The organism is Marinobacter sp. UBA2498 (genome assembly GCF_002341575.1).
GTDB lineage: Bacteria > Pseudomonadota > Gammaproteobacteria > Pseudomonadales > Oleiphilaceae > Marinobacter > Marinobacter manganoxydans.
The window spans coordinates 17,079-30,726 of the sequence record NZ_DDOI01000101.1; the positions used below are offsets into that span (position 1 = coordinate 17,079).

Consider the following 13,648-nt stretch of genomic DNA (forward strand, 5'->3'; position numbering starts at 1 on the left):
GCAATCAAAGTCCTCCTCGTGCAGTGGCGGTAACTCTCCGTTCTGGTATTCACTGTTCACCTTGCGAAGCGCCTTGCACATATTCTCGATGCGGTCGTCCACCGCATGCATGTGATCAAGCAGCGAACGCATGGCCCGAGCTACAGGATCCGGCATTTCTTCCGTTACACCATAGGCGTCGAAGCCCATGCGCTCTTCCATCTCTTTGCGGCGCGCATCCTCCTCACCCTGGCGCTTGACGATGACACGTCCGGGAATGCCCACCACCGTTGCACCCGCCGGTACAGCCTTGGTGACCACAGAGTTGGAACCGATCTTGGCACCCTCGCCTACTTCAAAGGGACCGAGAATCTTCGCTCCGGCACCAACCACCACACTGTTTCCGATCGTGGGATGTCGCTTGCCCTTGTTCCAGCTGGTTCCGCCAAGGGTTACGCCCTGGTAAAGCGTAACGTCATCGCCGATCACCGTGGTCTCGCCAACCACGACACCCATGCCATGATCAATGAAGAATCGGCGGCCAATCGTTGCACCCGGATGAATCTCAATGCCGGTAAGCCAACGGGCGATCGTCGAAATGGTCCTCGCAAGCCATTTCAATCCCAAACTCCACAACCAATGGGAAAACCGATGGAAAAGCAGTGCGTGCAAACCGGGATAGTTGGTGAGCACTTCAAAGGTATTCCTGGCGGCGGGGTCCCGATGGAACACGCTGTTAATGTCTTCCCGCAAACGCTCAAACATGGCCATTGTCCTGTTCCGTCGCCGCAGTATCGGCCTCGGTTGATTTGCTGTTGTTCCGTGTGCCCGACGCTTTCTGCACAGCGGTGAGGATGCCCCGGAGGATATTGATCTCCATCTGATCAAGTCTGGCTCGCTGGAACAGCCGCCGCAAGCGCGTCATAAGCTGCCTGGGGTTCTCCCGCCGATGGAAATCAACATCGATAAGCACCTGCTCAAGATGCCCGAAGAAGCCCTCAACATCGTGGACTTTCGCCGGCGGCACATCCCATCCTTCGTCCCCGGGCCGGGTCATCGACTTTAAGTATGGGCTTCCCTCACCGCCTTCAAGGCTTCGGAGGTAATACATCCGCAATTCATAGCACATGACCTGCACCGCCATGGCCAGGTTGAGAGAGCTGTAATCGGGATTGGAGGGAATATGAATATGATAATGACAACGCTGCAGCTCATCGTTGCTGAGACCATGGTTCTCCCTGCCGAACACCATGGCCACCGGGCCACTGCCGGCGTGCTCTGCGGCCGCGGCCGCAGCCTCGGGCGGGGCGCACACCGGCCAGGGGACTTTTCTGCCCCGGGCACTGGTACCCATTACCAGAACGCAGTCGGCAAGCGCCTCATCGAGCGAAGACACCACGTGGGCGCTATCAAGCACATCTGAAGCCCCCGCCGCACGGGCGTATGAAGCCTCGTCCGGAAACGAAGACGGGTTGACCAGCCACAGGTTGCCGAGCCCCATATTTTTCATGGCACGGGCGACTGCGCCGATATTGCCTGAATGGGATGTCTCAACCAGAATGATCCGGATCTGATCCTTAAATGTCTCCGTCCCTTCCTGTGGAAGTGCGCTTTTGTGCATGTTAAGCAGGCCCAAGGTTATTAATCAGGGCGGCAATGATAGCAGAAAGCACCGCCATCCTGCCCCTCCGGAGAACCCGTAACCTCTGGTTATCCGTGCTATTGCTGAGTCAAAAAACATACAAGCGGGGTGATCTTTTGCTATCATACCGGGCCTTCACACACCCGGATAATGAACACTCAGATGCAACCAGCTATTAAAATGGCCCTGCGCGTCGCGCGTCAGGGGTCCGATTATCTGAAAGCCCATTTCGAGCGCCAGGAACCCACCGGCAAGGACGACTCTGAACGCCGTCGTCAACTGGAGCGGGTTGAGCAATCTATATACGATAATTTTGCTGAACAGCTTGAAAAGGCCTACAAGGACCACAGCATCGCGCCTCTGAACGAAGCGAATGCCGGAACCAGCGAGAAAAGCTGGCATATTTTCCCTGTTCTGGGCCGTGAGAATTTCCTGCGGGGCATTCCCGAGTTCGCTCTGGCCCTGTCCCAGAAAAAGAATAACCGCACTGAAAACCTGCTCCTGGTGAACCCTGTCACGGGCGAAGAGTACTCCGCCAGCCGTGGCCATGGTGCTGCCCTGAACAGTCGCCGGGTTCGCGCCTCTGAAATCAAACTGCCAGAGAAAGCAGCCATCGCCACCAACCTGCTGGACCAGGCCCGCAAGAGCGAAGACCCTATGCTCTGGGGCGAAATGGCCGCTGTACTGGCGCGGGATTCCGGCATGTTCCGCACATCCGGCTGCGTGGTTCTGGACATTGCACGGGTTTCTGCGGGACTGATGGACGCGGCGATCATTTTCCGCCCGGAAGCGTCCGATCTGGATCTTGGCGTGACACTCGCCATGGAATCCGGCGCACTGACCGGTGACTTCTCCGGCAACCCGTCTACCGGTAACGCCCGCCAACTGGTCGTGGCGAATCCGAAACTGTTCCGCGAAGTCCTGAAAGTACTGCATCCGTTCCGGGGCCGCCTGCCTCGCTGAGGTTTCCGGTTCTTACGGACACAAAAAAACCGCCAGCATTCTGTGGCGGTTTTTTTGTGTCCGGAATTGGCCAGAAGTACCGTTACATCCGGTTCAGCCACTCCGGTGGCTGCTCTTCTTCTTCGGCATTTTCCGCGCCTTCTTTTGCCGGCACGATCAGGTCATCTCGAGACACGCCCATCACCATCAGCAGATTCGCAGACACGTATATGGAAGAGTAGGTACCGACAACCACACCAATAATCAGAGCCAGGGCGAAGTTGTTGATTGCCTCACCACCCAGAAAGTAGAGCGCAAACAGCACCACAAGAGTCGTACCCGAGGTGTTGATGGTACGCGCGATCGTCTGGTGAATCGATTCGTTGATAATGTCCCAGGACTCACCCACGCGCATCTTGCGGAAGTTCTCCCGAATCCGGTCAGCAACAACGATGGTATCGTTCAAAGAATACCCAATGACCGCAAGCAACGCAGCCAGAACGGTAAGATCGAAGGTCCACTGGAATAACGCAAATACACCCAGAACGATAATGACGTCGTGAGCCAGAGGCACCACCGAGGCAATACCGAATTTGAACTGGAAGCGCATACCCACGTAAATCAGCACCACTGCAAGGGCAATCAGCAATCCGAGGCCACTGTCCTCCTTGAGCTCCTCACCAACCTGGGAACCGACAAACTCGGAGCTTACCAATTCCAGCTCCGCGCCCCCCTCCTCGAGGGTTCGGGTAACTTCAGGTGCCAGCTGATCATTGTCAGCTTCAGCCATGCGCACCAATACCGTGGTGTCAGCCCCGAAGTTCTGAACAGAAAACTGTTCGTAGCCGGCAGCCGTCAGCCTGGAGCGGATTTCATCCAGTTCCGGAGCCTCTGCATATTCAAATTCAACAGAGGTGCCGCCGGTGAAATCCATACCCAGGTTCAAGCCACGGATGGCCAACAGCGCGATAGACACAACGATCAGCGAGATGGAAATTACGGAAGCAATCTTCCGCAAACCCATAAAATCAAACGGTTGCTTTTGATCTTCAGACATTGGCGAGCTTTCCTCCGATCGACAGCTTCTCGACCCTGCGGCCGCCGTAAATAATGTTAACGATGCTCCGGCTGACCATCAGGCCAGAGAACATCGACGTCAGAATCCCGATGCAGAGTGTCACCGCAAACCCTTTCACGGGGCCGGAACCCATTGCGAAAAGAATCACGGCAACCAGCAATGTGGTGATGTTTGCATCAAAGATGGAAACAAAGGCTCGGGAATAACCGGAGTTGATGGCCGTCTGGGGCGGCACGCCCGATTTCAGCTCTTCCTTTATCCTCTCAAAGATAAGCACGTTGGCATCCACCGCCATACCGACGGTCAGAACGATACCGGCGATGCCTGGCAGGGTCAGTGTCGCCGAGAGGATCGACATGCACGCAACGAGCAGCATCAGGTTCAGTGTCAGCGCAATGTTCGCTACCACGCCAAATCCGCGGTAGTAGACAAGCATGTAGAGCAGCACCAGCCCGAAGCCAAGCGCAACGGACATCATGCCGGCGTCTATATTTTTCTGGCCGAGGCTCGGACCAATGGTCCTCTCCTGAACAAAATACATCGGGGCGGCAAGTGCACCGGCGCGCAAGAGCAGCGCCAGTTCTGCGGCTTCCGGAATGGAATCAAGCCCGGTGATCCGGAAACTGCTGCCCAGAGCGGATTGCACTGTGGCAAGGCTGATTATGCCTTTCTCCACAACGCGGTTCTCCACCTCCTGAGGCTCGCCGTCTACCATTCTGGTTTCGGTTTCCGTGCGGTACTCGATGAACAGCACGGCCATCCTGCGGCCAATAGCATTGCGGGTGGCCCGGTTCATCAGGTCGCCACCGACGGAATCCATGGTGATATTGACCTGGGGTTGGCCGTTTTCGTCAAACGCCTGCTGGGCATTGGCCACGTTGTTACCGGTCGCGATCACCTCCTGCTCGAGGCGCGCGGTGCGCTGTGGCTGATCCCGGAAACCAAACTCCTCGGTCTCGCTGCTGGGGGCGTCCTGGCGGGCCTCCATGCGGAACTCAAGGTTCGCGGTTGCACCAAGTACGCGCTTGGCCTGTGCGGTGTCCTGTACGCCAGGCAACTCAACAATAATCCGGTCGGCACCCTGTTGTTGAACGAGGGGCTCAGCAACACCGAGCTCATTCACCCGGTTACGGATCGTTGTGAGGTTCTGCTCCAGAGCATAGTCCTGGATCGCAGTGACCTCAGCCTCGGAGAGCGTCAGGACGAGGAGGAATTCATCACCCTCGCTCTGCTCATCGAGAAGGAATTCGTTGTACTGGTCACGCACCATGTTGAACGCTTCGGTGCGGGAGGCTTCATCACGAAAGCTGAGAACGATCTCGCGGTTATCCTGAACATCTCCGCCACGATAGCGGATCCGCTCTTCCCGCAACTCCCGCTTGATCTGGCCAGACATGGCATCCAGACGCTGGCTGACTGCGGTTTCCATGTCGACTTCCAACAGGAAGTGGACACCGCCACGAAGGTCCAGACCCAGCTTCATCGGGCCGGCACCCAGGCTCTTCAGCCAACCGGGCGTGGAGGCGGCCATATTCAGTGCAACCAGGTATTCGTTTCCAAGAGCAGCCTGCACCAGGGGACGGGCCTGCAATTGGTCTTCAGAGTTGGTGAGACGGATCAGAGCATCCCGATCCTGAAGAGTACTGCTTTTCACCTCGATGCCCCGGCTTTCCAGCACACCAACGGCCCTGTCGAGCACACCGGCATTCACCGCGGTGCTACTGCGGGCGCCGGTAATCTGGATGGCGTAGTCGTCGGGGAAGAGGTTGGGCAAAGCGTAGATAAACCCGATCACGAGCGCGACCAGGATAACCAGGTTTTTCCAAAGCGGATACTTGTTCAGCATGGGATCCCTTGTAGCCGGCCTAGCGGCCAGACTTGGTGTTTCAGCCAGGAAGATTCAAACCGGCCACCAGGGATGGCCGGCTAAATGGCCCCCGCTCAGATGTCCTTGAGCGTGCCCTTCGGCAGCGCCGCAGCAACGGCTACTTTCTGGACCTTGATCTCTACGTTGTCAGCAACTTCCACAACGATGAAATCGTCAGTCACCTTGGTAATTTTGCCGGCAACACCACCAGAGGTCACAACTTCATCACCTTTATTCAGGCCGGACATCAGAGCCTTGTGCTCTTTCGCACGCTTGGACTGCGGGCGCCAGATCAGGAAGTAGAAAATCAGGATGAAGCCGGCGAAAAAGATCACCTGGCCCATAACACCCATTCCCTGAGCAGCCGGGTCCTGCGCCATGGCAAGAGCAGGCATCAGAGCCAAAAGGCCGGCAACGAGCATTTTAATAGCTTTCATTGAATATCTCCGTTGGTTTAGCGAATAGATCAAACATTGCCCAGGGGCGGAACGGTCTCTCCGCGCAGAGCATAGAAGTCGGTTACAAAGTCCGACAATGTACCTGCTTCAATGGCCCCACGCAATCCAGCCATCAGGTTCTGGTAGAACCGGAGGTTGTGGATGGTATTCAGTTGTGAGCCAAGCATTTCTCCACATTTATCCAGATGATGGAGATAACTTCTCGAAAAATTCTTACAGGTATAACAGTCGCAGCGATCGTCCAGCGGCGCGGTGTCATGACGGTGCCGGGCATTGCGGATTTTTACGATCCCGGTTGACGTAAATAGATAGCCATTCCTGGCATTGCGGGTAGGCATTACACAGTCGAACATGTCGACACCGCGACGTACCGCCTCGACGAGATCTTCCGGCCGGCCCACGCCCATCAGGTACCGCGGCTTGTCTTCCGGCATTTTCGGCGGCAAGTGGTCGAGAATCCGGATCATGTCTTCCTTGGGCTCGCCAACCGACAGACCGCCAATGGCGTAGCCATCGAAGCCGATCTCTGTAAGCCCTTCCAGAGAGCGGTCCCTCAGGCCTTCGTACATACCGCCCTGAACGATGCCGAACAACGCCGCAGGATTCCCCTCGTGGGCATCTTTGCTCCGTTGCGCCCATCGCAGCGACAGTTCCATGGAATCTTTTGCCTGACGCTCGGTGGCCGGATAAGGCGTACACTCGTCAAATATCATAACGATGTCCGACCCGAGATCCCGCTGCACCTGGATCGCAATCTCCGGTGACAGCTCCACCGGCGAACCATCTACCGGAGAACGGAAGGTAACCCCGTCCTCGGTGATCTTGCGCATCTCACCCAGACTGAACACCTGGAAACCGCCGGAGTCGGTCAGGATAGGCCCATGCCATTGTGTGAAATCGTGAAGGTCGCCATGGGCCTTGACCACCTCAGTACCGGGCCGAAGCATCAGGTGAAAGGTGTTCCCCAGAATGATTTCAGCACCGATTTCGTGGATATCGCGGGGCAGCATACCCTTGACCGTGCCGTAAGTGCCGACAGGCATGAACGCGGGGGTCTCAACGGTTCCGCGGGGAAACGTCAGCCGGCCACGGCGGGCGCGCCCATCCTCGCCCAGTTTTTCGAACGACATGAAACAGGTTTGTGTCACAAAGCCTCCCCGGCATTATCGTTACCGGCTTCATTGGATTCCACGGTCGCCCCGAGCAACATGCCCCGGCTGGGTTCCTGACCGTTGATAAACATGGCGTCACCGTAACTGAAAAAGCGGTAGCGTTCCTTTACCGCTTCCCGGTAGGCCGACATGACGTTGTCATAGCCGGCAAACGCGCTGACCAACATGATCAGGGTGGATTCCGGCAAATGGAAGTTGGTGATCAGGGCATCCACGGTCTGAAACCGGTAACCCGGGTAAATGAAGATGTCGGTCTCGCCCGTGAACGCCCTCAGGCGACCACCACGGCTGGCCGACTCAAGGGAACGAACCGACGTGGTACCTACGGCAACCACACGCCCTCCCCTTGCACGGTTTCGTTCGATGGCGTCGACGGCATCCTGGGGAACGTTCACCACCTCACTGTGCATGGTGTGATCCTCGATTTTATCGACCCGTACCGGCTGGAATGTGCCGGCACCGACGTGCAGGGTCACAAAGGCACTTTCAATGCCGCAGGCGGCCAGTTTCTCCAGCAAGCCCTCATCGAAATGCAGACCCGCCGTGGGGGCGGCTAAGGCGCCTGCTTCCCGGGCGTAAACGGTCTGGTAGCGTTCCCGATCGGTGGATTCGTCCGGACGGTCCACATAGGGCGGCAGTGGCATGTGGCCAATCCGCTCGAGCACCTCAAGCACTGGCTCCTCAGACTCACAGACGAGATGAAACAGCGCTTCGTCCCGCCCCGCCATTCTCAAAGAAGTGCCATCCTCAAGGATAACCTTCTGCCCCTGTTTCAATGCTTTTGAGGCTCGAACATGGGCGATGATGTCATGTTCTCCGGTTACCCGCTCAACCAGAACTTCTACCTGCCCACCGGTCTCCTTCTTGCCAAAAAGGCGCGCAGGGATCACCCGGGTGTTGTTAAACACCAGCAAGTCGCCGGGTTGAAGCAGCTCAGGGAGTTCACTGAATATTCGGTGGTCAAGCTTGCCAGAGAGGCCGTCGAGACAAAGCAGCCTGGACGCGCTGCGATCCTTGAGTGGATAGCGGGCGATCAATTCGTCCGGCAGGTCAAAATGAAAATCGGAGACATTCATGGAATGGACTGTTAACGACGCCGAAGAAAAGAAGATGGTAGCGGCGGGCGGACTCGAACCGCCACGGGTTTTACCCCAACGGATTTTGAATCCGTCGTGTCTACCAATTTCACCACGCCGCCATCGGAGAGTGTTGGGGATTATACTGAGCTAAATCGCGAAAGCAATAAGCCAGCGGACACAACTGCCCGCCGGCTCAGAGTTTTACAATCGATCGAACAGTGACAGCTGCGAAACCTGGGCAAACGACTGCTGGGCCGCCTGCAACACGAAGCTCTGGAAACTCAGGGTGCTGATGGCCTCTGCGTAGTCCACATCCTGCAGCTGGGACCGTATTTCATTGCTGTAGACCGACGAATCCTCCAGGAATGACTTGGTCGATTCCACCGCGTTCATCCGGCCTCCCAACTCCGTCTGCTTGAGGATAATGCTTTCCTGGGCGTTATCGAGGTTGATCAGGGAATTAGCAATCAGGTCGTCGTACTGGGCCTGCCCATTCGGACTGCTCTTGTCGATGTTGTTCAAACCGGAAATCAGGTTCTCAATGGTGCCGAACACCGACTGTTTTTCGTTGATCTTCAGCGTAAACACATCCCCCGCACCAGGCACAGCATCAGTAATTGTTGCCTCTACACCCGCAACTGTGAACGGCTCGCCGCTCTCGTAAACAAGGGGATCAACCGACAATGGATTTCCTTGGCTATCAAACGCCCTTAACTCCGGTGGATTCGGCGCTCCAACGTCGACGACCTCCACTGTAATATCGTCCGGGAACGAGTTGGGGTAGGCGGCAGCCAGATCTGCCTCGTTAACCAGCTTGACGCCTGAAATAGAAGCGCCCGGCGTGCTCACCGTGCTGTGTTCGCCGGTGATGGCCGCAGGAACTCTTACGAAAATGTCCTTGCCGTTATCGCTGATCGGAACGGTGACACCATCATCAATTTCGAGGACTCGCTGGCCCTCGTCGCCCTGGTAAATCCAACTGCCTGAGGGATCCTGCTCAAAGGCCTTTACCGAGCCCTGGAATCCACTAAAGATGTATTCGCCGGAGGCATCACGGGTATTGGCAATATTGGCGAGCTGCCCCAGGCGTTCCTCCAGCTCCGAAGAAATCGACCGCCGGTCGTTGGCCGACAATGACCCATTACCCGCCTGAACCGTCAGCTCCCGGATCCGCTGAATCACATCGATCGAACTTGAAAGAGCATTTTCTTCCTGTTTCAGACGGTTGTCCGCCAGGTCGACGTTGCGCTGATAGGTTTCAACCCGCGAAAGCTCCTGATCCAGCTTCAGAATGCGCGCCGCAGCGACCGGATCGTCGGAAGGTTTGTTTACCCTCTGGCCAGTCGAGATCTGTTGCTGGGTGTTATTCAGGCTGGTATTGAGCTCCTGGAGCCGATTAATACCGCCTGAAAAAATCTGCTGTGATGAAATTCTGATCATGTCACATCACCTCAACCGTTACCGGAAACTCTGTAACAGGGTATTGAACAAATCCTGGGCTACCGACATTACCTGGGCCGAGGCATTATAGGCGGCCTGATACTGGATCAGGCGCCCGGCTTCCTCATCCAGGTTAACGCCGGATACAGATTCCCGCTGATTGGTCGACTGCTCCAGAAGGGTTTTGCCGGCATCCACATCCAATTGGCTCTGGCGTGTTTTAACACCGATATCCTCAACAAGCCCCGCATAGCCTTCGGAAAAGTTCTGGCTACCACCATTCAGCGTGTTGGCCGTGCCAAGCGCCGCCAGCAGTTCCGCATTCCTGTTGTCCGAAACACCGTTGGAGTTGTAATTGATCTCGAAGGTGTCACCGTCAGCCGGCTGGCCCGTTATCTTGAACTGAAAACCCTGGTACTCGGCACCATCCGCCGGATTGTCGCTGAACAGCTCATTGGCAACGCCCGGCGTGTAGGGCCGGTTTGCCGGACCTATCGGGTTTCCACCGCCGTCCGTAACCGTGAACACCAGGCCGGTTCCCGGATCGTCGAATGTTACGGTAATTGGCCCGTTCGCCAGTTGCCCGGTCGATTGGAACGCGGGCAACAGGGAGTTGGTGAACGGGTTCCTGACGTTAAGCATGGTGCCCTGATCAATCTTGCCGGTTCCGATATTGTCATCGCCGGTGGTAGCACGAACCGGACTTGCGAAAGCCAGATCCTCCTCCCGATTGACCACCAGCCCAATGCTCTCCGCCGCATTCCGGCTTGGTTGAATCAGATATTTGTCTCCGGCATTGAACGTGCCGCCCTCCACCCGGATGTTGAAACCGGGCATGGAAATCTCAGACTGGGGCGGATCGGGCAACCGGCCCTGATTGACGGTTCTTCCAGTACCCTGATCAATCAACTCGTAGCTTCGCCCATCGCCACTGAACTGGAGAGTCCAGCGGCCTGCCGGAAGCGCCGAACTGTCGGTTATCTCGACGGCCAACTGTCCGTTGGTCGAGGGCGCGTTATTTCCGTTGGGGACCACGCGGCTCCGTTGCGCCTCGAGCGAATTGATATCTGTGAAGAACAGCCCACCGAGTTCGCCCTCCAGATCCATCCCGATTTCATGCTGGTGATTCATGGTGTCGGAGAGGGCAATGGCAATCCTGCCAAGCTCATCGAATGCCGGTTTCAGACCTTCGGTATCGAAACGCAGGAGGCCACCCAGCTTGCCGCCGGTGATCTGTTCATCAATATTGAGGAGGCGTCCACCGTTGCTCAGTGTGAACTCCAGACGTGTCGGATCTTCGGCATTTTCCCGGGTGCCGAGGGTCGAAGCGTTACTGCCAACCACCAGGGACAAACCGTTCGACAGAGACACGTTAACCTGGCTACCGTCTGCCGGGCTGACTTTTATGCTAATAAGCTCCGACAGCTGCCGCAGTTTCTCATCCCGCTTATCCAACAATTCATTGGGCATTTGCCCCTGGGCAATGCCCGGTGATTCTGAGATCGCCAGGTTCAGTTCCGCAATGCTCTTGAGCAGGGTATTGGCATCCTTCACGCCCTGCTGCATCTGGGTCTTGATGGATTCCCGCTGCTGAATGAATTCCTGGTTAAGGGCCTGGAACCGGTTAACAACCTGTTGCGCCTCGCTCAGAACCAGTTGGCGCTGTGGCAGAGACGTCGGATCCTCGGCTGCGTTCTGAAGGCTGGCAAAAAAGTTGTTCAAGGCATTGCTCAGGCCCGTGTTTTCGCCCCCCAGAAGGTTATCAAGCCTCGAAAGCTCGGAGTTGAGGGCTTGCTGCTCGCCATACAGCGTGCTGTCTTCCCGCACCTGCTGAACCAGGTATTCATTGGCCAGGCGGCGAATGTCCGCAACGCTTACGCCGCTACCAATGGTGCCGGCGCCAGTGCGCTGACCTTCCTGGGTTTCAAACAGCACTTCCTGGCGACTGTAACCAGGCGTATTGGCGTTGGTTATATTGTTGCCTGTGGTATTCAGCGCAGCCTGTTGACTGAGGATGCCGGTCAGACCAATGCCTATCAGCCCTGCCATAAGGTTTACTCCTTCATCCCGTCACTGCCCATGGACAGTGTCATCAGTGAGTCACGGTTCATGATCTGGCGGATCTTGCTGCCGTAGTTGGGGTCGGTGGCGTAGCCGGCTTCCTGGAGTTTCTCTGCAAAGACTTCAGGCTGGTCTGCTACTGACAGCACTTCCCGGTATCGGGGATTGGATTCCAGGAACGAGATATAATCACGGAAGCTGGATTCGTAATCCCGGTAGGCCCGGAAGCTGGCCTGCTCTTTCATTGGCAGCCCTTCCCGGTATTCCGTGGTGGTGATGGATACCGCATCGCCCTGCCAGCGGCTATCCGCCTTGATACCGAACAGGTTAAAACTGGGCTCACCCTGCTCCCCGCGGATCATGTGCCGGCCCCAGCCGGTTTCCAGGGCGGCCTGGGCCACCATGAGTTTCGGATCAATGCCCGAATCGCGGGCAATCCGCTCGGCCACCGGCAGCAACTCGGTGACGAAGTGCTCCGGAGAATCAAACTGGTGCGGTAAATCCTGCGGGGTCGCGGTCACTGCCAAAGGCGCTTCCTCTGCCACAGAAGTCACCTTCTGCACCTGCTCCGGTAATTGGGTATTGAGAGCGGGCAGGCTTCGATCATAATCTGCAAGGCTCGCCTTGTGGCCAACAAGTCTGCCGCCTTCGTTATTCATGCCCGGAATCTGTTTGCCGAGTTGACGTACCAGTGCATCTGCGAGACCACTGCCCTTGCCACCGGCCATGGTCAGACTCATCTGGCTATCGAACATATCCCGGTAAAGCTCGGACTGATTACTCTTCAGGTAGTTGCCCTCGGAGAAGACGTCGCCGGCCTTGCGCATGGACTTCAACATTTCAGACAGGAACAGGCTCTCGAACTGGCGCGCCACCTCACGCAGAGCTGACTCTTTGTCAGTGCGAGCCTGGGCCTTCAACGCATTGAGACCGTTGAAGTCGGTGTAAACCTGGGCCTGTTGAACCTTGTAGTCCTGCATCATGCCACCTAGATAACAATCAGCTCGGCGCGCAGTGCACCGGCCTGTTTCAGGGCTTCGAGTACCGCCATTACGTCGCCCGGAGCCGCGCCCACCTGGTTTACGGCCTGCACGATCTCGTTCAGCGTGACGGCGGGGCCGAACTTGAACATCCGCGCCGGCTCCTCGGTAATGGCAATCTGGGAATCCTGCTCAATAGCGGTGTCGCCACCGGCGAACGGATTCGGTTGCTCCACATTGGGGTTTTCCTGAATGGTCACCGTCAGGTTGCCGTGGGTGACTGCCGCCGGACTGACCTGAACATTCTGGCCAACCACAATGGTGCCGGTACGGCTGTTGATCACCACTTTCGCGGCATCCTCGGCCGGATCCACCTCAATGTTTTCAAGGATCGACAGGAAGCTGACCCGCTGGGACGGATCCCTTGGCGCACGCACAGAAATCGACGTGGCATCGTGGGCATAGGCCATATCGGGGCCCAGCCGGTCGTTTACCGCTTCCACCACCCGACGTGCCGTTGTGAAATCCGGGCGCAGCAGATGGAAGGTAATGGTATCGCCCTGACTGAACGGCGAAGCGACCTCGCGCTCAATGGTGGCTCCGTTGGGAATACGACCAACGCTGGGAACGTTCACGGTGATTCGGGAGCCGTCCTGACCCTGGGCACCGAAGCCACCAACCACCAGACTACCCTGAGCCATGGCGTAAACATTATTGTCAGCGCCTTTCAGGGGCGTCATCAGAAGGGTACCGCCACGCAGGCTGTCGGCGTTGCCGATGGACGAGACGGTGATGTCGATTTCCTGCCCCGCCTTGGCAAAAGGTGGCAATGTCGCACTCACCGTAACGGCCGCAACGTTGGCAAGGTTCGGATTGACGCCTTCCGGGAGGGTAACGCCAAACTGATTCATCATGTTCCGGAAGGTCTGATTGGTGAACGGTGCCTTGTC

At 56.9% G+C, this 13,648-nt stretch carries 12 protein-coding genes and 1 tRNA gene; 1 reads left to right on the forward strand and 12 read right to left on the reverse strand.

All coding sequences use genetic code 11. The annotated features are described in order from the left end of the window. Together cysE and trmJ are read right to left on the reverse strand one after the other, a co-directional pair. Nucleotides 1-744: serine O-acetyltransferase (gene cysE, locus B2W52_RS14145; protein WP_286803637.1), on the reverse strand; the 744-nt coding region annotated here is incomplete at its 3' end. Further along, nucleotides 737-1,600 (reverse strand): tRNA (cytosine(32)/uridine(32)-2'-O)-methyltransferase TrmJ, encoded by an 864-nt coding sequence (gene trmJ / locus B2W52_RS14150; RefSeq protein WP_273018109.1) that lies wholly within the window; start codon nucleotides 1,598-1,600, stop codon nucleotides 737-739. The genes trmJ and cysE, both read right to left, overlap by 8 nt. A 183-nt stretch (nucleotides 1,601-1,783) precedes the next feature. On the opposite strand from trmJ, the gene B2W52_RS14155 reads away from it, so the two are divergent. Then, the gene (locus B2W52_RS14155; protein WP_064228066.1) at nucleotides 1,784-2,584 is read left to right on the forward strand and encodes an inositol monophosphatase family protein; all 801 of its coding nucleotides are present in this window, start codon (nucleotides 1,784-1,786) and stop codon (nucleotides 2,582-2,584) included. A gap of 82 nt (nucleotides 2,585-2,666) precedes the next feature. Here the strand turns inward: B2W52_RS14155 and secF are convergent, their stop codons facing one another. The 10 genes from secF to B2W52_RS14205 all read right to left on the reverse strand — a co-directional run. Further along, nucleotides 2,667-3,620: a protein translocase subunit SecF gene (gene secF, locus B2W52_RS14160; RefSeq protein WP_273018110.1), complete on the reverse strand. Its 954-nt coding sequence runs from the start codon at nucleotides 3,618-3,620 to the stop codon at nucleotides 2,667-2,669. After that, nucleotides 3,613-5,487 (reverse strand): protein translocase subunit SecD, encoded by a 1,875-nt coding sequence (gene secD / locus B2W52_RS14165; RefSeq protein ID WP_273073371.1) that lies wholly within the window; start codon nucleotides 5,485-5,487, stop codon nucleotides 3,613-3,615. Before secD ends, secF begins: the two co-directional genes overlap by 8 nt. Before the next feature lie 95 nt (nucleotides 5,488-5,582). After that, nucleotides 5,583-5,945: a preprotein translocase subunit YajC gene (yajC, locus tag B2W52_RS14170; RefSeq protein ID WP_053115014.1), complete on the reverse strand. Its 363-nt coding sequence runs from the start codon at nucleotides 5,943-5,945 to the stop codon at nucleotides 5,583-5,585. A gap of 29 nt (nucleotides 5,946-5,974) precedes the next feature. Continuing rightward, nucleotides 5,975-7,096, reverse strand: coding sequence for a tRNA guanosine(34) transglycosylase Tgt (tgt, locus tag B2W52_RS14175; RefSeq protein WP_053115568.1), 1,122 nt, complete (start codon nucleotides 7,094-7,096; stop codon nucleotides 5,975-5,977). 14 nt (nucleotides 7,097-7,110) lie between these two features. Next, nucleotides 7,111-8,214, reverse strand: coding sequence for a tRNA preQ1(34) S-adenosylmethionine ribosyltransferase-isomerase QueA (queA, locus tag B2W52_RS14180; protein WP_273073370.1), 1,104 nt, complete (start codon nucleotides 8,212-8,214; stop codon nucleotides 7,111-7,113). A 35-nt stretch (nucleotides 8,215-8,249) separates the two neighbouring features. Then, a tRNA-Leu gene (locus tag B2W52_RS14185) sits at nucleotides 8,250-8,336 on the reverse strand. 82 nt (nucleotides 8,337-8,418) lie between these two features. Then, nucleotides 8,419-9,657 carry a flagellar hook-associated protein FlgL gene (flgL, locus tag B2W52_RS14190; protein ID WP_273073369.1) on the reverse strand — a complete coding sequence of 413 codons (1,239 nt, stop codon included), beginning with the start codon at nucleotides 9,655-9,657 and terminating at the stop codon, nucleotides 8,419-8,421. An 18-nt stretch (nucleotides 9,658-9,675) separates the two neighbouring features. Then, nucleotides 9,676-11,706: a flagellar hook-associated protein FlgK gene (flgK, locus tag B2W52_RS14195; RefSeq protein WP_273073368.1), complete on the reverse strand. Its 2,031-nt coding sequence runs from the start codon at nucleotides 11,704-11,706 to the stop codon at nucleotides 9,676-9,678. 5 nt (nucleotides 11,707-11,711) lie between these two features. Then, nucleotides 11,712-12,698 carry a flagellar assembly peptidoglycan hydrolase FlgJ gene (gene flgJ, locus B2W52_RS14200; protein ID WP_273073367.1) on the reverse strand — a complete coding sequence of 329 codons (987 nt, stop codon included), beginning with the start codon at nucleotides 12,696-12,698 and terminating at the stop codon, nucleotides 11,712-11,714. 8 nt (nucleotides 12,699-12,706) lie between these two features. Beyond that, the coding region (locus B2W52_RS14205) for a flagellar basal body P-ring protein FlgI (RefSeq protein ID WP_286803638.1) at nucleotides 12,707-13,648 on the reverse strand (942 nt) is incomplete at its 5' end.

Bases quoted from the DNA above. Each gene is read 5' to 3' on its own strand.
- trmJ (WP_273018109.1), bottom strand. From the start codon at position 1,600: ATGCACAAAAGCGCACTTCCACAGGAAGGGACGGAGACATTTAAGGAT.
- B2W52_RS14155 (WP_064228066.1), top strand. From the start codon at position 1,784: ATGCAACCAGCTATTAAAATGGCCCTGCGCGTCGCGCGTCAGGGGTCC.
- secF (WP_273018110.1), bottom strand. From the start codon at position 3,620: ATGTCTGAAGATCAAAAGCAACCGTTTGATTTTATGGGTTTGCGGAAG.
- secD (WP_273073371.1), bottom strand. From the start codon at position 5,487: ATGCTGAACAAGTATCCGCTTTGGAAAAACCTGGTTATCCTGGTCGCG.
- yajC (WP_053115014.1), bottom strand. From the start codon at position 5,945: ATGAAAGCTATTAAAATGCTCGTTGCCGGCCTTTTGGCTCTGATGCCT.
- tgt (WP_053115568.1), bottom strand. From the start codon at position 7,096: ATGTCGTTCGAAAAACTGGGCGAGGATGGGCGCGCCCGCCGTGGCCGG.
- queA (WP_273073370.1), bottom strand. From the start codon at position 8,214: ATGAATGTCTCCGATTTTCATTTTGACCTGCCGGACGAATTGATCGCC.
- flgL (WP_273073369.1), bottom strand. From the start codon at position 9,657: ATGATCAGAATTTCATCACAGCAGATTTTTTCAGGCGGTATTAATCGG.
- flgK (WP_273073368.1), bottom strand. From the start codon at position 11,706: ATGGCAGGGCTGATAGGCATTGGTCTGACCGGCATCCTCAGTCAACAG.
- flgJ (WP_273073367.1), bottom strand. From the start codon at position 12,698: ATGCAGGACTACAAGGTTCAACAGGCCCAGGTTTACACCGACTTCAAC.